At 45.5% G+C, this 25,596-nt stretch carries 15 protein-coding genes; 2 read left to right on the top strand and 13 right to left on the bottom strand.

The window, feature by feature from the left end; translation table 11 throughout:
- Positions 1-24 precede the first annotated feature (24 nt).
- From IP485_RS05690 to IP485_RS05665, 6 genes are all read right to left on the bottom strand, one after another.
- Positions 25-2,184: a tetratricopeptide repeat protein gene (locus IP485_RS05690; RefSeq protein ID WP_198326390.1), complete on the bottom strand. Its 2,160-nt coding sequence runs from the start codon at positions 2,182-2,184 to the stop codon at positions 25-27.
- Between the two features lie 3 nt (positions 2,185-2,187).
- Positions 2,188-4,311 (bottom strand): NAD-dependent DNA ligase LigA, encoded by a 2,124-nt coding sequence (ligA, locus tag IP485_RS05685; protein WP_198326389.1) that lies wholly within the window; start codon positions 4,309-4,311, stop codon positions 2,188-2,190.
- Between the two features lie 302 nt (positions 4,312-4,613).
- Positions 4,614-5,624 carry a cell division protein ZipA C-terminal FtsZ-binding domain-containing protein gene (locus tag IP485_RS05680; protein ID WP_198326388.1) on the bottom strand — a complete coding sequence of 337 codons (1,011 nt, stop codon included), beginning with the start codon at positions 5,622-5,624 and terminating at the stop codon, positions 4,614-4,616.
- Positions 5,625-6,001: 377 nt separating this feature from the next.
- Complete coding sequence (locus IP485_RS05675; protein ID WP_198326387.1) at positions 6,002-9,937, bottom strand: AAA family ATPase; 3,936 nt, start codon at positions 9,935-9,937, stop codon at positions 6,002-6,004.
- A 66-nt stretch (positions 9,938-10,003) separates the two neighbouring features.
- On the bottom strand, positions 10,004-10,945 hold the full coding sequence (locus IP485_RS05670) for a hypothetical protein (protein WP_198326386.1): 942 nt from the start codon (positions 10,943-10,945) through the stop codon (positions 10,004-10,006).
- Positions 10,946-10,997: 52 nt separating this feature from the next.
- The gene (locus IP485_RS05665) at positions 10,998-11,801 is read right to left on the bottom strand and encodes a sulfite exporter TauE/SafE family protein (protein ID WP_198326474.1); all 804 of its coding nucleotides are present in this window, start codon (positions 11,799-11,801) and stop codon (positions 10,998-11,000) included.
- A gap of 157 nt (positions 11,802-11,958) precedes the next feature.
- Between IP485_RS05665 and IP485_RS05660 the strand changes: the two genes are divergently transcribed.
- Positions 11,959-12,942, top strand: a complete 984-nt coding sequence (locus IP485_RS05660) for a biotin--[acetyl-CoA-carboxylase] ligase (protein ID WP_198326385.1) — start codon at positions 11,959-11,961, stop codon at positions 12,940-12,942.
- A gap of 166 nt (positions 12,943-13,108) precedes the next feature.
- Positions 13,109-13,837 (top strand): pantothenate kinase, encoded by a 729-nt coding sequence (locus tag IP485_RS05655; RefSeq protein WP_198326384.1) that lies wholly within the window; start codon positions 13,109-13,111, stop codon positions 13,835-13,837.
- A 123-nt stretch (positions 13,838-13,960) separates the two neighbouring features.
- Here IP485_RS05655 and IP485_RS05650 read toward each other — a convergent pair whose 3' ends face one another.
- From IP485_RS05650 to IP485_RS05620, 7 genes are all read right to left on the bottom strand, one after another.
- Entirely contained in the window at positions 13,961-15,148 is a 1,188-nt protein-coding gene (locus IP485_RS05650) for an isovaleryl-CoA dehydrogenase (RefSeq protein ID WP_198326383.1), read from the bottom strand.
- Positions 15,149-15,352: 204 nt separating this feature from the next.
- A complete protein-coding gene (locus tag IP485_RS05645) occupies positions 15,353-16,288 on the bottom strand; it encodes a hydroxymethylglutaryl-CoA lyase (protein ID WP_198326382.1) in 936 nt (311 codons plus the stop codon).
- A gap of 59 nt (positions 16,289-16,347) precedes the next feature.
- On the bottom strand, positions 16,348-18,477 hold the full coding sequence (locus IP485_RS05640; protein WP_198326381.1) for an acetyl/propionyl/methylcrotonyl-CoA carboxylase subunit alpha: 2,130 nt from the start codon (positions 18,475-18,477) through the stop codon (positions 16,348-16,350).
- Between the two features lie 66 nt (positions 18,478-18,543).
- Entirely contained in the window at positions 18,544-19,365 is an 822-nt protein-coding gene (locus IP485_RS05635) for an enoyl-CoA hydratase/isomerase family protein (protein WP_198326380.1), read from the bottom strand.
- Between the two features lie 161 nt (positions 19,366-19,526).
- On the bottom strand, positions 19,527-21,137 hold the full coding sequence (locus IP485_RS05630) for a carboxyl transferase domain-containing protein (RefSeq protein WP_198326379.1): 1,611 nt from the start codon (positions 21,135-21,137) through the stop codon (positions 19,527-19,529).
- A 113-nt stretch (positions 21,138-21,250) separates the two neighbouring features.
- Positions 21,251-23,026, bottom strand: coding sequence for an AMP-binding protein (locus IP485_RS05625; RefSeq protein ID WP_198326378.1), 1,776 nt, complete (start codon positions 23,024-23,026; stop codon positions 21,251-21,253).
- 369 nt (positions 23,027-23,395) lie between these two features.
- Positions 23,396-25,183, bottom strand: a complete 1,788-nt coding sequence (locus tag IP485_RS05620) for an AMP-binding protein (protein ID WP_198326377.1) — start codon at positions 25,181-25,183, stop codon at positions 23,396-23,398.
- Positions 25,184-25,596: the final 413 nt, after the last annotated feature.

Raw genomic sequence — 25,596 nt, 5'->3', positions numbered from 1 at the left:
TGATGATTTTTCGTAAGCAAATAACTATCTAAATACATTTCCTGATACTTCAACTGGTACATCAATATCTTTTAGAATGTGGTCGAAGTATCGTTTATGGTGAAGCGCAGCGGGAGCCATATAAATTTTATCAAGATGGTCTTTAACGCTAGGTTCATACTCGACATATAGAAAACTACCATATTCCATTGTCACTTTAGGTCTATCGATTGAAGTAATATAAATTATCCTACATTCTTGCTCTTCACGAAATGCTGAATGTTTTATCAAATACTTTAAAGGTAAAAGTATCTCATCTAATAAGGTGTTCAACTCTTTCTGCTTCAAGCTCCCAAGAATAAACCTTACATTATTAATTTCTGCCTCTACTTCCTTGTAGGTAGTTTTAAGGTTTTCATAAGCAGTTTCAAATTCATCAGTAATAATTTTTATATATTCTTGATAAATACCCCACTCATATTCGGCTTGAAACTTCTGTTTACCGTTCTTTGTTACTATCTTATCACCGAACTCTCTAAAGAATGTTAAACGGTTTCGCTGTGCCAAGTGAAAATAATCTGATGACGGGTCTAGATAAACACATCGCATCACTGAACGTCTAACTATCTCTTGATTTTCGTTCTCAGGTTCTTGAATTTGTGTATCGTAGAATTCTTCATTATTTAGATTGGAACTAGTCTTAACGAATTTTGGTGTATTCTCAAATGATAAATAGGAAAGTCCTCCTATAGAGCTATCAGATTGGAAAAATTCTTTTTTGAAAACCAAGCTTACTCCAGAAGCTTCTTTATTATCCTGTTTACCATAAAGTCTAAACTGATTTAGACTATCATGGTTGAAAGTAAAGCAGCTGATGAAAGCATGATATTCTTCATTAAAATCTAATGGAGCAAATTTGTTATCTTTTACACCTTTTAACTTCCTAATAAGTAACTGACCCTCGCTTGGATCATTAACATTATTAATTGTATTCAGCCTAAAAAGGCTTGGAGAACTATTTTTCTTATCATTACTTAATAGCAGGTTAGAAATATATGTCGACGTATAATGGGCAAGTTTTCTCTCGAAAGGTTTTTCTTCATCCGCATACTGTTTGAAATCTAGTGTCAAAATACTGGCTATTTTTAATACTAGGTTTAATAAGCTCAACGCACTTAAACCAAAACTCTCTGTCTCCGTATTTTTTATCAAATCACAGATTTTGCTATAACAGTATGTTTCATAAGAATAAGCTGAATCAGCGTTAATAAATGCCTCTTGTGCTTCTTCATATTTTTTTGATACATGGTCATTAATGAAGTGTTGTCCAATTTCATATTGAGCACGTGCATATACTAAGCTATCATCTGAATGCCTGATTTTTTTCCATGCATTAATAGCATCTTCCATACTTTCATGCTCAGCATGATGACTTCCAGTACAAAATTGTGCTGTAGCATAAGCTTCCTTATTGTCTTCGCGTTTAACTCTACTCCATGCTTCTAGAACGCTTATGGGACTTCCAATGTCTTCTAACAACCAGCCAATGCTCAACTCTGCTTGTGCATATATTTTTGGGTCATCAGAAAAGCTAATGTTACATAGTGTTCTTAACGCATTTTCCAAGTCTTTTTCTTTTTTTAATATAAGCCCTAGAATATACTGAGCTTTTGCATAAATTCTTGGGTTATCTGAGTCACTAATATTTCGTAAAATCGATAAGCCTTTTTCAGTATTTGCATTCTTATATAAATAAAGACCTATATTAAATTGTGCTTGAGCATAAATTTCAGCATTATCTGTATGTTTAATACTACCCCATGCCAATAATGAGTTGGATGTATCACCTTTTTCCTGTAAAGCAGTTCCAATATTAAGTTGCGCATTAGCATATAAATTTGAAGCATCATTAAAATTAATATTCCTCCATCTAGCTAATGCTAGATCAATCTGATCACTATTTGCCAAAGCCATACCCATATTGAGCTGGGTATATGCATAAACTTTTGCATTATCTATATATTTAATACTTTCCCATACAGATAACGCACTCAAAACATTATTATTTTGCGCTAAGATAATTCCAATATTAAACTGTGCTTTTGCAAAATTATCACTTCCATCTTTCTCTCGCGTCACCTGCCTCAACTCTTCAATCTTCTTACGAGTCGCTTCGTCCAAACCTTCGATATCATCGATATTCATCACCTACTCCCCAACCATCGCCAAAAACTCTTCCTCACCCACGACTTTCACGCCTAGCTTCTCAGCCTTCGCCATCTTCGACCCAGCTTTTTCGCCTGCCAATAATGCCGTGGTTTTCGCAGAAATACTGCCTGAGACTTTTGCACCCAATGCTTGTAGCTTGGCTTTGGCTTCATCACGCGCCATGCTGCTCAGTGCACCTGTAATCACCCACGTTTGGCCATCGAGTGGCAAGTCTCCAGCGGCTTTTTGCTCGACTTTATCCCAATGGACGCCAACTTCGCGTAATGCAGTGATGACTTCGATATTATGCGGCGCACGGAAGAACTCGTAAGCCAACTCAGCAGTGATAGTGCCAACGTCAGGGGTCTTAATCAGAGTCTCGATACTGGCTGCCATTAGGCTATCGAGATCACCAAATTGCTGAGCAAAGTTCTGTGCCGTGCCCTCGCCCACACCGCGTATGCCAAGTGCATAAATAAAACGTGCGAGCGTAGTATGCTTACTGGCTTCAATGGCATTGATGATGTTCTGTACTGACTTTTCACCCAATTTTTCAAGGGTGACCATCTCATCTGCATGATTGTGCAATTGATAGATATCAGCGACAGTTTTGACCAAACCGTGCTCAAAGAAGCTGATGAGCCAGCTTGCGCCAAGCCCGTCGATATCCATGGCACGGCGTGAGACAAAGTGAATCAGCGCTTCTTGCTGCTGCGCAGGGCAAAATAGGCCACCAGTACAGCGTGCCAATGCTTCACCTTCTGGTAGCACCACAGGCGAGTCGCATACCGGACAAGTAGCAGGTAGCGTGACTGGCGTGCTATCGGCTGGGCGTTGGTCGTGCCAAACGCGGCTGACTTTCGGTATCACATCACCAGCACGGTGTACGCTGATCATATCGCCTGCACGCACGTCCAAACGCTGAATCTCACCAAAGTTATGCAAGGTGACATTACTGACGGTGACGCCGCCGACTTTGACAGGTTCGAGCTTACCGACTGGGGTGATTTGACCGGTACGCCCGACTTGCCATTCGATATCGTTGAGACGTGTCATCACCGTTTCAGCAGGGAATTTATAGGCAGTCGCCCAACGTGGCTCACGTGACAAAAATCCAAGCTGCTGCTGTAATGCAAGGCTATTGACCTTAATAACCATGCCATCAATCTCAAATGGCAGATCGCCACGGCTCTCAATCACTGACTCATAATAGGTCTGCGCGGCACGTGGATTTGCGACCACTTCTACGGCACTAACCGTAAACCCAAGCTCGGTGAGCCATGCCAGCGCCCCTGACTGAGTGTCAATAGTGTCTGGTAAACCTTGATTGACTGAGTAGCCGTAAAATGCAAGTGGACGACTGGCAGCGACGGCAGGATCTAACTGACGTAAGCTACCAGCGGCTGCATTGCGTGGATTGGCAAAGGTTTTACCCTCATTCTCTTCTGCTAGACGATTGAGACGCTCAAACCCTGCCTTTGGCATCAGTACTTCACCGCGCACTTCTAATAGCTCGATGTCAGCGGCACCTGCAATCCAAAGTGGCAAGTTACGAATGGTCTTTGTGTTTTGCGTAATGTCTTCACCCGTCTGCCCATCACCGCGCGTGACCGCTTGTACAAACTTGCCATGTACATATTTTAATGATACTGCTAGCCCGTCGAGCTTTAGCTCCATCTCATATTCAGGACTCTGCTGCGACACGCTAAGACGGTCATTGACACGGCGCATAAAATCGCGCAAATCATCATACTCAAAGACATTACCCAGCGATAGCATTGGGATGTCATGAGTGACTTGAGTAAAGGCTGATAATGGCATGTCACCGACTTGATTGATCGGACTGTCTGGCTGTACCAAATCTGGATAGGCTTCTTCAATCTCAAGCAGTGAGCGACGCAACTGATCGTATTCGCTGTCCTCTAAGATTGGATTATCAAGCACGTAATAGGCATAGTTATGCGTCTTAATCGCGTCAATCAGCGCACGCATTCGTGAGACAATCTCTGTACTGTTAGTCGTACTGCCATCGGTCGGACTGGGTACATTAGAGGTCGCAGGTGCTTGGCTTTCTACTTGGGCAGATAGATTTTTAGAATTATTTGGTGAGGTAGAGTCAGTCATAGTCGGCGTCTTTTTCGCAATTCAAGATACCGATATGATAACAAGTTTGTAGTAGGCTCGGTATAGTCAATCCTATATAAATCAGCGATGACGTCAGGCCTACTTAGCTTAGTGCTTTGCGCACTTTTACTCGCCCTGCTTGTCTCCAACTTATCTTGGACTGACTGTGACTTTCTTAAGAAATATACATTGAAAAAAATGCAGACCATAAAAAGGCAAATAACGTCGATCGCTATTTGCCCTTTTATTGCTTCTTAGATTAGTCAGCGTTTAACATACATCACGCTTAATCTGCACTATCTTTAACCTGCATAGTCGCGGACTTGATTACGTAGCTGCTGCTTGTATTCAGGGGTGATTGCTTCGTTTTCTTCGTCCAAGATAGTCGCGTCAAGATCGCTTGCCATCATATAAGCAATACTCATCATACTATCAAAGCTGTGTACAGCTTGTGGATGCGGCAATGACAAGAACACCACCACACCGTTATAACTGTTGGTCGCGACACTATGCGGATCAAAGGGTGCGATACCACTGTCGGTAATACCCATCATGCTAAACCACAATATGCCAGTACCGTCTTTTTGCTCATAGCGATGGAACATGTTCATCGCGCCATAGCGTAGGCCATATTTATCAATCAGTGCTAATAGGTCACGACCACGGATAATCACCGCTGGACGATCACGATATTGGTTCGGCAAGATGGTGATATTGATGTTGTCTCTGGCATGGATCAGTGGGCCATTTTGCGCATCATCGCCTGACTCTGATAAATGCTGATCAAGTATCGGACTCTTTTCATCGAAGCTTGGCTCTTCTGCGGTATCGATTGATGGCATCAGGCTGTCAGTCGCTGACATTAGGCTTGAGAAGGCATCAGGCTCTTGCTCGATATGCATCTGCTCGGCAGCTTCTACGAACTCAGCACTGTCGGCACGGCGCTGCTCATCTTGCCAGCGCGCATAGTCGGTATCATCTATCACACCATAGTCATCTGTCTCGGCATGATCAGGGGTCAGCTGGGCATCGACAGTAGTGTGCGGCTCGGTCAGAGGCGCTTCCTCGACGACGGCATCTAGATAGCTACGATCAGGGCCAATGCTCGTCTCGCCCGCGACGGTATCATCCAAGTCTGGCTGATCAACGATATTGCGCTCGTGGCGCGGTATGATGGGAATACCATTTTTATCATAATTGACCGCAGCAGCTTCGGTAGCACCTCGGCGCTTAAAGCTGCGAATGACCATAAACAGCCCTGCAAACACGATAAACGCGGCAACGGCAATCAATATAAACTGAACAACGGTCATGATAAATACATCCTAGTATATATAACAAAAGAGAATACACAATCGAGCATAAATGGCAATATTCTAGCATGGCAAACTCATGCCGTCATCACATTGTGTATTTTATAACCAGTATGCTTGACTGAGCTCAAAATCAATAGCCTCTATGCCAACTGGTTCATTGCATTGACTTATTTAATCACAGTGCATACATCAGTGTTCTACTATAGTCAGCTCAATAGTTAACTGAGTCACTATACAGTCGATATAGCAGGGCTGATAGCGATTTTTTATTGCCATTACATAGGCAATCACAGCATAAAACATATCACTTGCGCGCTTATCATGCTGTCCTATACCCATGTCATATGGGGTCAATGATAGGTGAATAGCGGCTACTAGCTCTCCACGTAACGCGCGGCCTCATCAAGCGAAACACTGACTAATGTCGAGATGCCCGCACTTGGCATGGTAATGCCTTTTAGCTCATCAGCAATCTGCATAGTCAGTTTATTATGACTGATAAAGATAAACTGTAAGTCGTCTGCCAGCTCATGAATAAGACTGGTAAAGCGCGCGACATTGGTATCATCAAGCGGCGCATCGACTTCGTCTAATACACAGAACGGTGCGGGATGCTGCTTAAAGATGGCAAAAATCAAACTCAGTGCGGTGAGGGTTTTTTCACCGCCAGACAATACTGCTAATCGGCTGTTACGTTTGCCCTTAGGCTGCGCCATTAGAGTAACTCCTGCCCGCCACTGTTCTGACTTTGCTGTATTGGCTGGCATTTCGTCAGTATTCAACGTTAGGCTGGCTTGTCCGCCGCCAAAGACTTTGGCAAACAAATTGGCCAGCTCATTATTGACCGCATCAAGTGTCTGCATAAATAGCGTCTTGGTGGTCTCGTCAATAGAGGCAATTGCTTCGGTCAATGTCTGCATACTGGCGGCAATGTCTGCTGTCTGCTGTGCAAGTGGCTCTAGGCGTTCGTTTACCTCGGCCAGCTCTGCGACTGCTGCCAAATTCACGGCGCCAATCTTGCTCAACTGCTGGGTCAGCTTGGCTCGCTCGGACTCAAGCGCTGCAATCTTGTCTGGGCGCACACGGCGATCGTGTGCGATGAAATCTGCTAGTAAGTTTGAGACGCTCATGCTTGTTTGTGAATGTTGCGAATGCTCTGCTTGTGCTTTGTATTTATCACTTATACGAGCATAAGCATCTAGGGCGCTCTGCGTATGCGTACTTTCATCTTCCAAACGCGCCGCGCTCAGTGCCAGTTCAGTCGCATGGCGTGCAAGCTCGTTTTGCTGCGTATGTAACGTGTGTTGCAACGAGTCAAATGCAGTCTGCTGCTGGGCATAGTCTTGTTTGAGTGCCATGAGCGCAGTATCGCGCTCAGTCAATAGCACTTGCTGCTCATCACGCGCTACCCGTACACGCTGCAATACAGCTTGCAAAGCTGGTAGCTTGTTTTGCTGCTGCTCATGGCGCATTTGTAGATGTTGTTCACTCTCTAACGACTTATCATATTGCGCCGTCGCACGTACCAGACTACTAACGCTATGCTCCAAGCGCATCTCGTATTGCTGGATACGCAGCTGTAATGCTTGCCAAGCGTCATCATCTGCTTGACGCGCGCGATTTAGCTCACTGCGCTCAGCTTGCAGTTGCTGGTTTGCCGCTCTGGCCTCTGCTATTTGCGGCGTTAGCGTGGCTATATTACTTTCAATATGCTGTTGCTCTTGTTCGAGCGTCTGTTGCTCTTGCGCCAGTTCCTGCTTTTCTTGTTCTAGCGTTACTTTATCAGTGTTTAGGCGTTGACTATCCGCTTGCAAGCGCTCAGCATTGGCGCGCTGAGTAGTGAGTTGCTGCTGAAGTTTGTGTTTATCACGGGTTAATTGCTCCGCTTGCGCGCGCGTTTCTTCTAAGCTGATTATTAATGCATCATAGTCACGATGGTTTTTTGCAATGGACTTCTTCTGCGTTTCTATTTTGGTTTCAAACGCATCGAGCAACTCTTCTAATGCTTGCAAGCGACTACGCTGTTGCAAACGCTGTGTGAGAAACTGGCTATTGGTGTCACTTTGGCTATCTTGCACGCCAGCAAACTTGCTTAGATTAATCGTTCCTTGACGACTGATGATCCAACCATCTGCGGTGAGTAGAATGGCTGATGGTGGTAATGACCTTAGCACTTCAGTCAGTGTGTCAATCTCATGCTGATGGCTACTGTCAAACGCCGCCGTATATATATAGCACTGTTGCCAAAGCTTCAGTACAGGCTGAGTAATCAATTGCGAGAGTGGCCACACTTTATCAGCTAGTGTAGCTGGTAAGTCACTGACAAAGGTATTGCCTCTGCTATCATGTTGCTCAGCAGATATCCATAAGCTATGACCTGTCTCTACTAAAGACTGACCTTCTGAATTAGCCTGCTTATTCTGTGAAGTCTGATAAGTCAGCAAATCTGCAACGCCATGCTCAAGCGCTTGCCATAAGTTATCGGCTTTTTTAGAATCATCTCCACATGTCTCCGTGCTAGATTTTTTTGCCGTAAACACGTGACTATCAAGCCATAATGCCAAGATATTATCGAGTAGCGGTGCATGCTCTTGCCCCTTGGTACTTAACTCAATCTGCTCACGTAGCATCGCGATGGCTAACGGCTGATTAGGTATGCCATCGCTATCTACACTATCTGTCGCGGTAGCTTTAGTCTTTTCTGATTGCTGCTGCGGCTGTTGTGTAGGTTTCGGATGCAGTATCTGATGCAGGGTATCGTATTCGCCTGCCAGCAATGCATGACGTTTTTCATCATCGCTCAACTCGCTCTGCTGTGCGCTTAATCTTTGCTGCAACCCATGCGCTTGTGGTTGTATCTCAGACAAGCGTTCATCCACGGCGTCGCGTTGACGCTCAATCTGCTGTAGCTGTATATTCAGATCAGCTATCTGTTTTTCTAGCGTCTGACTCAGGTCCTGTATATCATCTATTTTACTTGCACCGGCATTATCAGATGGGGCGATAGACTGCTGTAATTGCTGCCACAGGTTTTGCCAGTTTTGCTCGCGGCGCTGCCATTTATCATCGCTTTGCTGATGACGTTTTTGTGCTTGAACGTTGATAGCTTGCTGCTGCTCAAGAAAGCGTGCTTTATCTTGCAGGCGTGATAACTGGTTTTGCGCGTCATGCCATGCGCGTTGTAGCGGTTGCTCATTGCGTTTATGCGTGTCGCGTTTACTTGTCAGCTCATTGAGCTGTGGGCGTAACGACTCTAATATATTCTGCTGCTCGGCTTGCTCAGCTTTTAATCGATCAATCTCACCCACTGCTTGCGCGCGCTGCTGATCCAAGCTTGCGAGTTGTTGCTCAATCACAGTCAATTGTGACTTGGCATCGCTCAGCGCGTGCTCAGCTTGTTGATAGCCGAGCTGCTGCTGATAATGAACGCTCTGGGCATCATCCTTGAGCCATTGCTCTTGGTTGATACGAGTCGCCAGCTTGTCTTGCTGAGCTTTGAGCGTATCATAGCCAGCCTGTAGCGTTGATACCTCAGTAGCACTACGCTCATGCGTTATTTTTTGCTGCTGCTGATGGTGCTTGGCTTGGTACAGCTGCTGAACGGCTAGCTGCTGTTCAATATCAGCAAGCGTCAAGGCCAGTTCTTCGTAGCGCTGTGCACTGGCGGCTTGCTTCGACAAGCGTTTTTGTTGGCTGACCAGCTCGCTTTGCATGTCATGCAGACGTGCTAGGTTCTCTTGTGTTTTCTCTAGTTTCTTTTGCGTTTCTTCGCGGCGTGCTTGATAACGAGACACCCCTGCGGCCTCTTCGATAAACTCACGCAGTTGCATGGGACTGGACTCAACGATTCGCCCAATCATGCCTTGCTCAATCACCGCATAGCTACGCGCACCCAGTCCCGTGCCCAAGAATACATCGACCACATCACGGCGACGGCAACGCGTGCCATTGATAAAGTAATCAGAGCGTCCCTCCAAATTGACCTGACGGCGAACAGACAGTTCTTGGTACAAGTTAAACTCATGGCGAATACCCGTCTGCTCATCTTGGGTATGCTCAAACGTCAGCTCGACACTCGCAACGCTTTTGGCGGCTTTATCTTGGGTGCCAGCAAAGATGACATCACTCATCGCGCCGCCACGCAGCTGCTTGGCGGAGGTCTCGCCCAGCACCCAGCGAATGGCATCAATCACATTGGATTTGCCACAGCCATTCGGCCCGACGATGGCGGTGATACCATGACGAAAAGTAAAGGTCGTTGGATTGGCAAAGGATTTGAAGCCTGCCAGCTTTAGAGATTTTAAACGCATGAATAGTCAATAAACTTAGCAAAAACAATCGGCTATTCTACCTGAAATTGTAGTAAATTTTTAGGGTTAAACCGCTAAGTGCATAAACGATTTTGATTGAATGCTTTGATGAAACCCTCGTAGCAGTTTTTGCTCCACTTGGCAGACGGTATTTTCTGCTAAGTAGCGATTATTAAACTCGATAAGGGCTGACCATGTGATACTTGCCACTTCTAAATGATCGACTATCTCTAACAGCTCTGTTCTTAGTAGATGCTGATATTTCCTCGGTCTTTTGTGACACAGCGCCAGCTCTCGATCTACGAGCGTTTGCTTGTTTTGCCTTAGCGCGTCGCCACCGATAAACAGTAGCAAAAACTTTGCGCCTTTATCGATAAAGCCTTTTTCTAATAAATGCTCATACATCAAGCAGTATTTTAGGATTGGGTCTGGATTTTTCTGACCAGCGAGCTTTAACTCATTTGCTATCAGCACATTTGCCTGATGGTTATAGGCCAAGTTATCCATATACATCGCTTTTAGCTCTGTACTGTTTTCAAACATGCCGCTATTACCATGTGTTGACCATGATCCACTTAGCTCAAAGGATATAAATTGCTGATACAATAAGTCTAGATAGATATCACTACATAAACTCAAAAAAATATCGAATTCTTTATTGAGATAGTCTTCAGAAAAGAATTTTACGCGGCGCACGGCTTCTCTCGCATTACAGATGCCCATCGTTTGCGTTGAATAGGTCTCTAGCTGCTCAGATTCACTCATTTTTGTATTGAGTTTTTTGATGATTGATTGCTCAATCTCTTCTATGTTTTTATCCTTTAGCTCTGGATGGGTTGCCCACTCAATGATTTGGCGGACATATTGCTTTTTAGTGATACCAAGAATCTGCTTTGGCTCCCATGCCAAAAACTCTACCATATTAGACAGACCAGTCGTCCATGATAGCTGTTCTTTTAGATGATTCATTGAGCCGAAAACACGGCGGTATTTTTCTGCAGCTTTCATACTTAATAATGTCTCACGGTTTGCATACTAGTTTTATAAAAATTCATCATTGCTATAAAATACCTAATCCACTCAATAACAACTGCCCACCTGCAAACAATAACAGAACGCCAAACGCGCGTTTAAGTATCAGTGCTGGCAGTACATGGGCAAGCTTGGCACCGACTTTTGCCATGGCAAAGCTAGCCACTGAGATAAATAGAAACCCAGTAATATGGACAAACCCCATCGTGCCTTCAGGCAGATTGACCACGTCTTGACCGAACCATGCAAACCCTGCCGCCCCTGCCAATGCAATCGGTAGACCACACGCTGCTGACGTGCCGACCGACTGTTTCATCGGTAACCCTGCCCAGTTCAAAAACGGTACGGTCAAGCTACCACCGCCGATACCAAAGATAGAAGACGCCATACCAATACCAGTACCTGCACCAAACTGTACGCCAGCTGGTGGTAAGGGTTTACCCACTTGCTCTTTATTCGAAAAGAACAGCATTTTTAACGCGACCAATAACGCACCAATACCAATGATGGCCTGTAGTGCCTGCCCATCAATCATATCCGCGATACCAGCGCCGACCAAACTACCGATGACCAATCCAAGCGCCATCTTGCGCCATACTTCCCAGCGCACGCCGCCGCGCTTGTTATGTGCAGTCAGTGAGCTGATTGAGGTCACAACGATGGTCGCCAATGACGTCCCAATGGCCAAATGGGTGATTACTTCTGGCGAAAAGTCATAAGCGGTAAAAATCCACACCAATGCTGGCACGATAATCATGCCGCCGCCCACGCCAAACAAGCCCGCGCTGACACCTGCGAACGCCCCTGCAATCACAAACCACACATATAACATCATAGAACGAACCTTTTATAATATTGACTGACGCTATAATACTCACTGGCGCTTAGGTGTGCTCAATTGTATTTGCCAAATCTCAACGTGACCTTTATGCTGTCATTGACAATCGCCCAGTATATCAAAATTTCCTTTAACCACATCGACTAAACTTATGCTGCCACTCACGAATTCCTCTGCCTACTTATCCGAGCTCCATCACCGTCACGTTGTCAGCAGCGCCTCGACCAATAGCGAGCTGATAGAGCAACTCCAAAACGGGACATTAGATGCTACGGCAGTGCAGCTGTTGACCGCTGAGACCCAGAGCGCCGGACGTGGACAACACGGCCGTTCATGGCAGTCGCCACGCGGTAATGTCTATCTGTCGCTATATCATCCTGTGCATATGCCGATCAGTGGCATATTGTCACTCATCATCGGCGTTGAGCTGGCAAACATGCCCATCATTCAAACATTGAATGAGCAGTTACAAGCGCAAGAGTTGACGCCAATTGGTGTCAAATGGGCAAATGATCTAGGATTCTATCAGCAGCCAACTAAAACCTCAGATGAAGATAAATCTGTGGCGATTGACTCGGTATCAGATAGCTCAGGCTTGAGTAGTGCTGTATCAACTCAGCGTACGCTACCCTTTAATAAACTGGCTGGCATTTTGATAGAGCCTGTCACTCAGTCTGGCAGGGTGGTCGGTGTGGTATTAGGTATCGGCCTTAATGTACAAGCTGCGCCAAAACTAACGGCGCAGACGTCTGAGGGCATGAGTTACCAAGCGATTAGTCTGCAAGATATTAATGAGATGCTACCTCCAGAGACACGTTCTGAGAGACTACCAGACCTACAAACACTCTATCAGCAGATGAGTAAAGCATTGATGGCGGCGATGACGCGCTTTGAGCATTTAGGGTTAGAGCAGCCCACCGGTCATACGTCTTATTTAGATAGTTTTTTGGCACAATTTGCAGCGATGGATGCCCTAGCAGGTCTGCGCTTACGCGTCACCCAACACTATAATAACAAAGAGCATGTGGTGATCGGTCATGCTTACGGTGTGGATACTCACGGGTGTTTGCAATTGCGCTTAGATAACGGTAATATTTCTACGCTTTTTACTGGACGCATCGACGTTATTTATTAAGTATATAGTCAAAGAAATCTAAAACAGCTACAAGGCAGCCGACCGCAGATTGTACATATAGTACCTCTAGGGAGGGTAACACCGTAGCGGTTTAATAGTTCGCCGGCTATAGATAACCATACTGATGAGCATCATATATTAACGAGCACGATATAAAGGGACTTTTATGCTCTGGCTTGATCTTGGAAATACCCGCCTGAAATACTGGCTCACCGATGATATCGGTCAGATAGTCACACATGATGCCAAACAGCATTTGCAAGCACCAGCCGAATTACTGATGGGTCTGACGGATCGCTTTGAGCGTTTTGCCCCTGACTTTATCGGTATCTCGTCCGTATTGGGCGACAATCTCAATGCTCAAGTATCGGAGACCTTAAGCCGTCTCAATACGCCGTTTGAGTTTGTCCATGTGGATGCCGCGCATGCGCTGATGAAGAGTAACTATAATGACGATCAGCTCGGCTGTGATCGTTGGCTACAGATGCTAGGTGCGGTCGATAAGAAAAAACGCCAGTGTGTCATCGGCTGCGGTACCGCCGTGACCATTGATTTGATTGATCACGCTGAGCATTTGGGCGGTTATATCTTCCCGAGTATCTACCTGCAACGTGAGTCGTTGTTTTCTGGTACCAAGCAGATCACCATCTCTAACGGTACATTCGATAGCGTTGGCCAAGGCCTGACCACACAGGATGCTGTGCACCGAGGTATCTTACTCTCCATTGTTGGTGCGATTAATGAGATTAGCCACCGTCATCCTAACTTTGAGTTGATTATGACAGGTGGTGATGCAGCCACGATCTCGCAGCACGTCAATCGCCCAGTACGCTTGCGTGATGATTTATTATTAAATGGTTTGGCAAGATACTTTGATTATCGGAATAAGTCATAATCGATCATAGATAACTCAGTGTCACGTTAACATGAAAAAAGCAGTACGTTTTAAACGTACTGCTTTTTTATTTTACTATCAAGAAATAGCTAAGGTCTTGCTAGCTATTGCCCTAATACTTTCTTATTTTGTCTCGTTAAATAGCTCACGACCGACTAGCATACGGCGAATTTCACTGGTACCTGCACCGATCTCATACAGCTTAGCATCACGCCAGTAGCGGCCAAGTGGATACTCATTGGTATAGCCGTTACCGCCAAATATTTGAATACCTTCGCCTGCCATCCAGGTGGCTTTTTCGGCACACCATAGGATCACACTGGCACAATCTTTACGCACTTCGCGACTATGACCGGCACCACGCGCGTCCAACATATCGAGATTTTTGCCGACCGTATATAGGAAGCTGCGACCTGCTTGCAATATCGTATACATATCTGCCACTTTACCTTGAATAAGCTGGAACTCACCGATGGCTTGACCAAACTGCTTACGGTCATGGATATAAGGCACAACATTATCCATCACCGCTTGCATGATGCCGATAGGACCCGCAGCCAATACGGCACGCTCATAATCTAGGCCACTCATCAATACCTTGACGCCTTCATTGAGACCACCCAAGATATTTTCGCTTGGCACAGTCACATTGTTAAAGGTCATCTCACCCGTATGGCTACCACGCATGCCGAGCTTGTCTAGCTTCTGTGCCGTACCAAAACCTTCCATACCTTTTTCAACGATAAAGGCTGTCATGCCTTTGCCGCCTAGCTCAGGATTGGTCTTGGCATAAACCACCATCACATCCGCATCAGGACCATTGGTGATCCACATTTTAGTGCCATTCAAAACATAACTGCCGTCTTTTTCTTCAGCTCTAAGCTTCATACTGACGACATCTGAACCAGCACCAGTCTCACTCATTGCCAATGCACCGATGAACTCACCGCTGACCAGCTTTGGCAAGTACTTTTGTTTTTGTGCTTCACTACCATTACGTTTGATTTGGTTAATACAAAGATTAGAGTGCGCACCATAGCTCAGCGCCACAGAAGCGGACGCACGGCTAATCTCTTCCATCGCGACCATATGTGCGACGTAGCCCATGTTTGATCCGCCGTATTCTTCAGGAACGGTAATACCATGCAAGCCAATATCACCCATCTTTTGCCACAGATCCATAGGGAACTCATCGCTACTGTCGATTTCGCTTGCACGTGGGGCGATTTCATTGGCCGCAAACTGCTGTACCATATCGCGTAGGGCATCAATATCTTCGCCAAGCTGAAAATTCAATCCAGGTAAACTCATAACTATTCCTTGTATTTTGATATATTTAAATTTCGAATTTCAATCTGTTTTTTAAAACCACTGTAACTGCATTTATAATGTCATTTTTGAAGTCGTAGTCAATTCAATGTGAAAGTCTGACAAGGCAACCGAGTGTAGATGTATATGTAATACTTCAAGCGAGGTTAACGCTGTCACACTTTTATAGTGGATTGACTATGCTGTTTAAGACTGACGTTTATTGATGATGGCACGTGCCACATTTGAGCCATTTGGACGCTTTAAGAACGCACTGATACGCTCGCCTGCCACGACCAGTTTATCCAAATCAATACCAGTACTGATACCCATACCATGCAGCATATACACCACATCTTCGGTTGCCACATTGCCTGTTGCGCCTTTAGCATAAGGACAACCGCCTAAGCCAGCGACGGAGGTGTCAAATTCGCTAACACCCATTTGTAGTGCGACTAGCGTATTGCTCAATGCTTGACCATAAGTATCATGAAAATGACCTGATAGCATAGAGATATCAGCATATTCTAATGCAGCTTGTAATGCTCGTTGCACTTTGAGCGGCGTACCAACACCAATGGTATCAGCAATACCAATTTGCTCTGCACCAATCTCTATCAGACGCTTAGTCACATGGGCTACTTGGCTTGGATCAATGTCACCTTCATAAGGACAGCCGACTGTACATGAAATCACACCTCGTACTTTGATACCTTGCGCTTTTGCCGCAGCAGCCACTGGCGCAAAACGCTCGATACTCTCATCAATACTACAATTGATGTTTTTTTGACTAAAGGTCTCACTGGCTGAACCAAAAATGACGATTTCGTCAGGACGATGAATGATGGCATTTTCAAAGCCGCGCATATTGGGTACTAGGACTGAGTAGCAAATATCTGTCTGCCGTGTCTTCTCAAGTGCTTCAAGTAGCGCGCTGTTATCGCCCATTTGTGGCACCCACTTTGGCGAGACAAAGCTTGTTGCTTCTAGCTTTTTGACACCTGCCGCAATCAAATCATTGATAAGCGTTTGCTTAACCTCAGTCGGTACCGTCGTTGACTCGTTTTGTAGTCCATCACGTGGGCTGACATCAACGATTCTGACGTGCTCTGGATATGAATGGCTTGGATACGAATGGCTCATGCTTGTCGTCCTTTTTATTATTCGCCTTTCTGTGAAGCTTTTTTATTAGGCTTGGTCAGCTATTCGCTCTCAGTATTTTCACCAGCATCAATGCGTAATAACTCGTCACCATCAGCGACCAAATCCCCTGCTGCAAATAGCAATTCTGCCACCACGCCATCCGTCGGCGCAGTAATCGTGTGCTCGATCTTCATCGCCTCGATAACGGCAAGTGGCTCACCTTTTTTCACAGTATCGCCAACCGCCACTTTAAAGGCCACTACTTGACCTGGCATCGGTGATTTTAAACTACCGACCGCTGCAGACTCTTCGCCTACGTGCGCCATGATATCAACAAGCGTAATTTCGTCACGGCCACTGTCTGTGAACACATAAACGGTCTCATTAAGTACCCAACTTTGCGCGCTAGTACGTGCACCATCTAACCATAACGTATGATTATTTTCGTCACTACTGGCATAGCTCACCTGACCTTCATAGACTGTTTTGGTCTGAGCAGCTACGTTAATATTGCTATTATCCTGCGTGTTAGCGATTTCTTTTTCGATAACGAGCGTAAAGCTGCTGAGGTTATCGCTACCCTTTTTACTATCTGAACAATTTGCATTGTGCCAATTGCTCATGTGGGCCGTATAAGCATTCTCATCATAAACCAAGCTAAATGAACGAGTATAATCGCTATAAGCACGGAAGCCAGTAGGTTTGCTAAATGGATCGATATCTGACTCTTGCATTGCCATCTCGCTCGCAAGCTGACGAGTAATGGCGGTCACAACGAGCGTTGATAATGCCAAAGGCTGCTGATTAAAAATCGCATCACGCTCGTGTTCAATCAATGCCGTATCGAGATTGGCTTTGCTAAACGAATCGGTATTTAAAATATAGCGCAAAAATGCGGCGTTATTTGGCAAACCCACGATACGCGTTTGAGCAAGTGCTCGATCGAGCTTGGCTAATGCTTGCTCTCGAGTTGGCGCATGAACGATGAGCTTGGCAATCATAGAGTCATAAAACGGGCTAATCACATCGCCTTCGCGCACGCCATCATCGATACGCACGCCAGTACCGTCTTTATCAATCATAAAGGTGCTGTGTTCAGGTTTTTGATACGCAAATAATGTACCAGTCGCTGGCAAGAAGCTATTGTCAGGATTTTCGGCACAGATGCGTGCCTCAATTGCATGACCGTTGATAGTCAGATCGTCTTGGGTTTTTGGCAATGGCTGACCTGCCGCGACCAACAGCTGCCACTCGACCAAATCGACACCAGTAATCGCTTCACTGACTGGATGCTCAACCTGCAACCGCGTATTCATCTCCATGAAATAAAAATTCATAGAATCTTCGCGCTGCTCAACGATAAACTCAACCGTGCCTGCCCCAACGTAATCGACCGCACGAGCCGCTTCAATAGCAGCGGTTCCCATCGCTTCACGCATCGCAATATCAACACCCGGTGCAGGCGCTTCTTCTAATACTTTTTGGTGGCGGCGCTGTACGGAGCAATCACGCTCAAATAAATGCACATAGTTGCCATGCGTATCGCCAAATACTTGGATTTCGATATGGCGCGGTTTTAATGCGTATTTTTCAATCAACACTTTGTCATCACCAAAGCTGGTAATGGCTTCACGGCGACATGAGTCTAACAAGTCAATAAAATCGCTGCTTTTTTCAACGATACGCATGCCTTTACCGCCGCCACCTGCACTTGCTTTGATTAAGACTGGATAGCCAATAGCGTCTGCCTGCTGCTGCAAAAATTCTGCATCTTGATTGTCACCGTGATAGCCCGGTATCAATGGCACGCCAGCTGTTTCCATCAAGCGTTTGGACTCAGATTTGCCACCCATGGCACGGATAGCATCAGCCGATGGACCGATAAAGACCAATCCTGCATCCTGACAGGCTTGCGCAAAGTCAGCATTTTCGCTTAAAAACCCATAACCCGGATGAATAGCTTGTGCGCCAGTTTCAAGCGCTATCGCAATAATCGCATCACCTTTGAGATAGCTGTCTTTCGGTGCCGAGCCGCCCAAATAGATGGCTTCATCACAGACAGCCACATGCTTAGCTTCACGATCCGCATCAGAATAAACAGCGACGGTGCTGACACCCAGACGCTTGGCAGTCGCGGCTACTCGGCAGGCAATTTCACCACGGTTGGCAATTAGAATTTTAGAAAACATAACTATCCCTGTGTGTTATCGTTTTTATTTGACGTCTTGTCTATTTACTCATTTATCTCTCGTGCATTACTCATTTGCCGTCAACCAGTTGGGCTTACGTTTTTGCAAAAAGGCTTGCACGCCCTCTTTACCTTGCTCTGATGAGCGGATATCAGCGATGCCTTTTACCGTATCGGCAATCAGCTCATCAGTGATCGGCGCACCAGCGACATCGTGTAATAGCTGCTTGCAGGTTTTGACTGCATCAGGGCTGTTTTTGACGATTTTGCTACAAAATATAGCGACCTCATCAGCCAACCATTCTTCGCTAACACGTTCATGGATAAAGCCAAGCTGACGTGCCTTTTTGGCATCAAATACTTCAGCACTTAAGAAATAACGCTGTGACGCTCTAGCACCCAATGCTCGGATGACATAAGGGCTGATAGTCGCAGGAGCTAACCCTAAACGCACTTCACTTAGGCAGAAGTTAGCAATTTTGACAGCGATGGCCACATCACAAACAGCGACTAGACCCATGCCGCCAGCATAAACATCACCTTGAATAGCCGCGACTGTTGGCTTAGGGCACTCGTAAATAGTCTTAAGCATTTGCGCCAATTTATCGGCATCCGCTAGATTTTCCTCATAGCTATAATCCGCCATGGCACGCATCCAATTCAAATCGGCACCTGCACAGAATGCCTTACCAGCAGCGGCTAGTACAATGACACGTACCTCATCATCAGCACCAAGCGTACTGAATGCATCGGTCAGCTCAGCTATCATTTCATCATTAAAGGCATTGCGTATCTCAGGGCGATTCAATGTCACCGTCGCCACATGCTGCTCAACACTGACCAACAGGCTTTTATAATTATTAGTATTTTTTAATTTCGTTTCTTTCATAGCTTTCTCTGTGTTCCTGTTTGTAAATATTTAGCCCAACGTTTGGGCCATCCATAATAACGCCCATATAAGAAAGTAAGATGTCAAAACCCGATGCCGCGATATAATCACATTAAAAAATTGTCGCACCACCATCTTATTGCGAGCAGACCTTGGAGCGCTTACATTCTAAAGACACCAAACGTCGTCTCTTCAATCGGTGCGTTATAAGCCGCGCTTAGTCCCAATGCCAATACATGTCGCGTATCAGCAGGATCAATCACGCCGTCATCCCATAGACGTGCGGTGGCATAATATGGGTGGCCTTGCTTTTCATACATATCGAGAATTGGTGCTTTAAATGCCGCTTCATCCTCATCACTCCACGCTTCGCCTTTACGATCAAAATTGTCACGCTTGACCGTTGCCAAGACCGATGCTGCTTGCTCGCCGCCCATCACCGAGATACGTGCATTTGGCCACATCCATAAGAAGCGCGGACTATAAGCACGACCACACATGCCGTAGTTACCAGCACCGAATGAGCCACCGACAATGACCGTGAATTTTGGCACTTTTGCATTGGCGACTGCCATGACCATTTTGGCTCCATGGCGCGCAATGCCTTCGTTTTCATATTTGCGACCGACCATGAAGCCCGTGATGTTTTGCAAAAATACCAATGGGATTTTGCGTTTGCAGCACAGCTCAATGAAATGCGTGCCTTTTTGCGCTGATTCACTAAATAAGATACCGTTGTTGGCGATGATACCAACTGGCATCCCTTCGATATGGGCGAATCCACAGACTAGCGTCGTACCAAATCGTGATTTAAATTCATCAAAAGCACTGTCATCGACGATACGAGCAATGATTTCTTTGATATCAAATGGCTTGCGCTTATCGGTTGGAATGACGCCATATAACTCTTTGGCATCATAGCGTGGTGGACGTGGTTTGATTTGATTGGGCACTTGCTTCGCAGGACGATTTAGATGGCTAACGATGTTGCGCGCAATTGACAACGCATGGGTATCGCTCTGTGCTAAGTGATCGACGACCCCTGACAGACGGGTATGCACATCGCCGCCACCCAAGTCTTCGGCAGTGACTTCTTCACCTGTCGCTGCTTTGACCAGTGGTGGACCACCCAAAAAGATGGTGCCTTGTTCTTTGACGATAATCGACTCATCACTCATCGCTGGCACATAGGCTCCACCAGCCGTACAGCTGCCCATGACCACAGCAATCTGCGGAATACCAGCGGCACTCATATTGGCCTGATTAAAGAAGATGCGACCAAAGTGTTCTTTATCGGGGAATACGTCATCTTGGTTGGGTAAGTTAGCCCCACCTGAATCCACTAGATAAACACAAGGCAAATTATTCTCTTGCGCGATTTCTTGTGCACGCAAATGTTTTTTGACCGTCATTGGATAATATGTGCCGCCTTTTACCGTGGCATCATTACAGACGATCATACATTCGATACCATTAATACGTCCAATACCCGCAATCACGCCAGCCGCTGGAATCTCTTCGCCATACATATCGTGCGCTGCCATCGGTGCCACTTCTAAAAATGGCGTGCCCACATCGAGCAAACGCTCGACACGCTCACGTGGTAGCAACTTACCGCGTGCTAAATGCTTGGCACGGGCACGCTCTGAACCGCCTTGCACGACTTTACGTAAGTGACCATATAAGTCATCGACCACCGCTTGCATTGCGGCACTGTTTTGTTGAAATTCAGCGGCGTTTGGACTCAGTTTACTGGTTATGATAGCGCTCATGACATCCCTTTTCTTTAATGCGTAAATGCGAGTGGCTTTTTTATTTTATGCTTTATTTTAGCTTTTACTCATATATCTTATTCATAAAATAACAGATAAGAGTGGTTAAATTTCTACAAACCCAGCTCTTCTTTCATTTGTTCGATGATTTTATATTTCTGAATTTTTCCAGTGATGGTCATCGGATATTCAGTGACAAAGCGATAATAAGTCGGCACTTTATAATGGGCCATATGCTCGCTACAGAACTGGCGAACTTCTTCTTCCGTCAAGCTGTCTGCTTCTTTAGGGATAATCCAAGCCGCGAGTACTTCACCATACTTTTTATCAGGAATACCGACGATTTGCACATCACGAATCTTTGGATGACGATAGAGATAATTCTCGATTTCGACCGGATAGATATTCTCTCCGCCACGAATGACCATGTCTTTACTACGACCAACGATTTTGACATAGCCGTCTTCGTCCATTGTGGCCAGATCACCCGTATGCATCCAACCATCTTGGATGGCCGCGCGGGTTTTGAAGCGACTGCCCCAATAGCCTTTCATCACTGAATAACCGCGTGTGAGTAGTTCGCCTGTCTCGCCCAAGGCTACAGTCTCACCCGTTTCCGTATTGACAACTTTAACCTCAAGCGCAGGCTGTACTAAACCAACAGTCGATACTTGCTTATCAAGCGGCGTATGTTCATTGGTCTGGCAAGATACTGGACTAGTCTCTGTCATACCATAGGCAATGGTGACTTCACTCATGTGCATCTCATCAATGACGCGGCGCATGACTTCGATCGGACAACTAGAGCCTGCCATGATGCCAGTACGCAAAGTCGATAAATCAAAGTTTTTAAACTCAGGATGGTCAAGCTCAGCGATAAACATCGTTGGCACGCCGTGCAAACCTGTACATTTTTCTTCTTCGACCGCTTGCAAGACGGTTAATGGCTCAAACCCATCGTTCGGATAAACGATACAGCCGCCATGCGTGAGAATCGCTAGGTTGCCAAGCACCATACCAAAACAATGATAGAGTGGCACTGGAATGCACAGTTTATCTTCTTCGGTGAGGTTCATAGCCTCACCGATAAAGTAACCGTTATTAAGAATATTACGATGGCTTAAGGTTGCCCCTTTTGGCGTACCTGTCGTGCCACTGGTGAACTGGACATTGATGGCATCCGTGTTTTTGAGCTGGGCTTGACGCTCTGCAACTCGTGGGTCGTTGGCATCGCCTTCCGCCATCCATGCAGAGAATTTCTGCATAAAGCCAAAGATCTCTTCACTATCAGGCTCATCAATCCAAATGATACGCTCAATCGTCGGAATCTCGACCAAATCAAGCTGAGTATAGTCTTTATGATAAATTTCAGGACACAGTTCACTGATGAGACTGGCGTAATCACTGGTTTTGAAATGGCGCATAAGTACGAGCGCTGAACAGCCCAGTTTATTCAAGGCATATTGCAACTCAAAGGTACGATAGGCAGGGTTAATATTGACAAGGACAATACCAACTTTTGCCGTCGCCAATTGCATGAGCAGCCATTCAGCATTGTTGTGTGACCAGATACCGATACGGTCACCAATCTCAAGCCCCATCTCAATCATACTACTGGCCAGCTGATTGACTTGCTGTTGTAGCTCGCGATATGTCCAGCGGATGTTTTGATGGCGAGAAACCAAAGCTTCGCGCTCTGGATACTTGGATACAATCGCATCAAAAAAATCACCGATAGTCGCTTCAATCAGCGGCACATCAGGGCCTTTGTCATAGCTTTGGGTAAGCGGTGCATTTGCTGAGCGTGCGCCCATATTAATACTAGGAATGCTATTCAGAATAGTATCAAAATCAATTTGAGTCGCATCGAAATCAGAAGTTTGCGTCATAACGAGTCCTTTCGTTTTACTTTTTATCGTATTGGTCATTTATAGATAGTACGTATGGATAGCCTGTAGACCCGTCACTCTTCCTTGAATAGGTCTTATATAGATTGTCACTACTATACCGTTGTAAACAAACGACTGTCAATCATAGTAATACAATGCGTATCATTTAATTAGTTGTCAATATTTTGTCTTAGTAAAAGGTAACATAGAATCATGGCAAATTTTTGACATAAAAAAGCCAGCCACATTACTCATAACGTGGCTGGCTTTTACAGCAAATGAGGCTATTAATGTTGAATAGTGACACTATATAAGTGTCTGTGTTTGATGACGGCTAGTTTGATAACAGCCCCTACCCACAGCTCTAAATCACCCTAGACCCAACTCATCTATCATTTGCTCAACAATTTTGAATTTCTGAATTTTACCAGTGACCGTCATTGGATATTCTGTCACGAAGCGATAATAAGTCGGTACTTTATAATGGGCGATATGCTCACCACAGAATTGGCGCACTTCCTCCTCCGTCAAGCTGTCTGGTTCTTTAGGGATAATCCACGCTGCCAACACTTCACCATACTTCTTATCAGGAACCCCGACGATTTGCACATCTCTAATCTTCGGATGACGATAGAGATAGTTTTCAACTTCGACAGGATAGATATTTTCGCCGCCGCGAATAATCATATCCTTACTACGACCCACCACAGTGATATAACCGTCCTCATCCATGGTCGCAAGGTCACCAGTATGCATCCAGCCATCTTGAATGGCCGTACGTGTTTTAGAGCGGCTGCCCCAATACCCTTTCATAACTGCATAGCCATGCGTGAGCAGCTCTCCCGTCTCTCCAATTGCCACGACATTACCCGTTTCAGTATTGATGATTTTGGCTTCAAGCGCGGGCAGCACCATCCCCACAGTAGAGACTCTCTTTTCAAGGGGTGTTTGCGAGCTGGTCTGACAAGAAGCGGGACTGGTCTCAGTCATACCATAAGCAATCGTCACCTCGGTCATGTGCATCTTATCCATGACACGGCGCATGACCTCAATCGGACAGCTAGAGCCGCCCATGATGCCCGTGCGTAAGCTGGACAAATCAAAACTGTCAAATTCTGGATGATCGAGCTCCGCGATAAACATCGTCGGCACGCCAAGCAGCGCCGTACACTTTTCCTCTTCTATGGTTTGCAATACGGTTAACGGATCAAAGCCATCATTAGGATAAACCGCACAGCCTCCATGCGTTAATATAGCGAGATTACCGCCCACCATCCCAAAGCAATGATAGAGCGGCAATGGAATACACAGCCTATCATCTTCTGTCAGCTTTAAGCCTTCACCCATAAAATAACCGTTATTCAAGATATTTCGATGCGTGAGCGTAGCGCCTTTCGGTGTGCCAGTCGTGCCACTGGTAAACTGCACACTAATAGCATCGGTATTTTTAAGCTGGGCTTGGCGCTCTGCTACGCGTAGATCGTTGGCATCGCCTTCTGCCATCCACGTAGAGAATTTCTGCATAAAACCAAACGCTTCATCAGATGCTGGTTCATCAATCCAGATGATGCGCTCAATCGTTGGAATCTCGACCAAATCAAGCTGAGTGTAATCTTTATGATAAATCTCAGGACACAGCTCACGAATCATTTGCGCATAGTCACTCGTCTTGAAATGACGCATTAATACCAATGCCGAACAGCCCAGTTTATTCAGCGCATATTGCAACTCAAAGGTACGATAAGCAGGATTAATATTGACGAGAATGACGCCGATTTTTGCCGTGGCCAATTGCATGAGCAGCCATTCAGCAGTGTTATGCGACCAAATAGCGATACGATCGCCAATCTCAAGCCCCATCTCAATCATACTACTGGCCAGCTGGTTGGCTTTTTCCTGTAGCTCGCGATACTTCCAGCGGATATTTTGATGGCGAGACACCAAAGCTTCACGCTCAGGATATCTATCAACAATCGCATCAAAGAAGTCTCCAATGGTCGCCTCAATCAGCGGCACATCAGGACCTTTATCATGGCTTTGGGTGAGTGGCGCATTTGCAGAACGTGCGCTTATATTAACTTTGGGAACGTTGTTGAGAATACTGTTATTAGACTTACTTTTATTAATAATACTGTCAAAATCGGTAATCTGAGTCATCACGAGTCCTTTCGTTTTGCTATTTGTGTTGGTATGGCTATCCAACTGCTTACGAGACATCTATTCATCTACCTACAATCGTAGAAAGTAAAAATATGCTACTACCGTAAATACGATATTCTTCCTTGAATATTGTTTACCACTAGACATGATAGTTAAATCACGCCTAGCCAATATAGCGCCTTAAACAAAAGACTGTCAATAATATAGATACGGTATGTATCGATTATGATTGATATAAAAAGTAATATAGTCAAAGAAATCTAAAACAGCTACAAGGCAGCCGACCGCAGATTGTACATATAGTACTTCTAGGGAGGGTAACACCGTAGCGGTTTACTAGTTCGCTGACTATAGATGTAAAAAAGCCAGTGCTGCATAAAGATGGCAACACTGGCTATGGTTTATCATAC

The sequence above is a fragment of the Psychrobacter sp. NG27 genome (assembly GCF_016106655.1).
Classification (GTDB): Bacteria; Pseudomonadota; Gammaproteobacteria; order Pseudomonadales; family Moraxellaceae; genus Psychrobacter.
The sequence above is the reverse complement of the archived record's forward strand: the minus strand, read 5'-3'. Positions and strand labels throughout refer to the sequence as shown.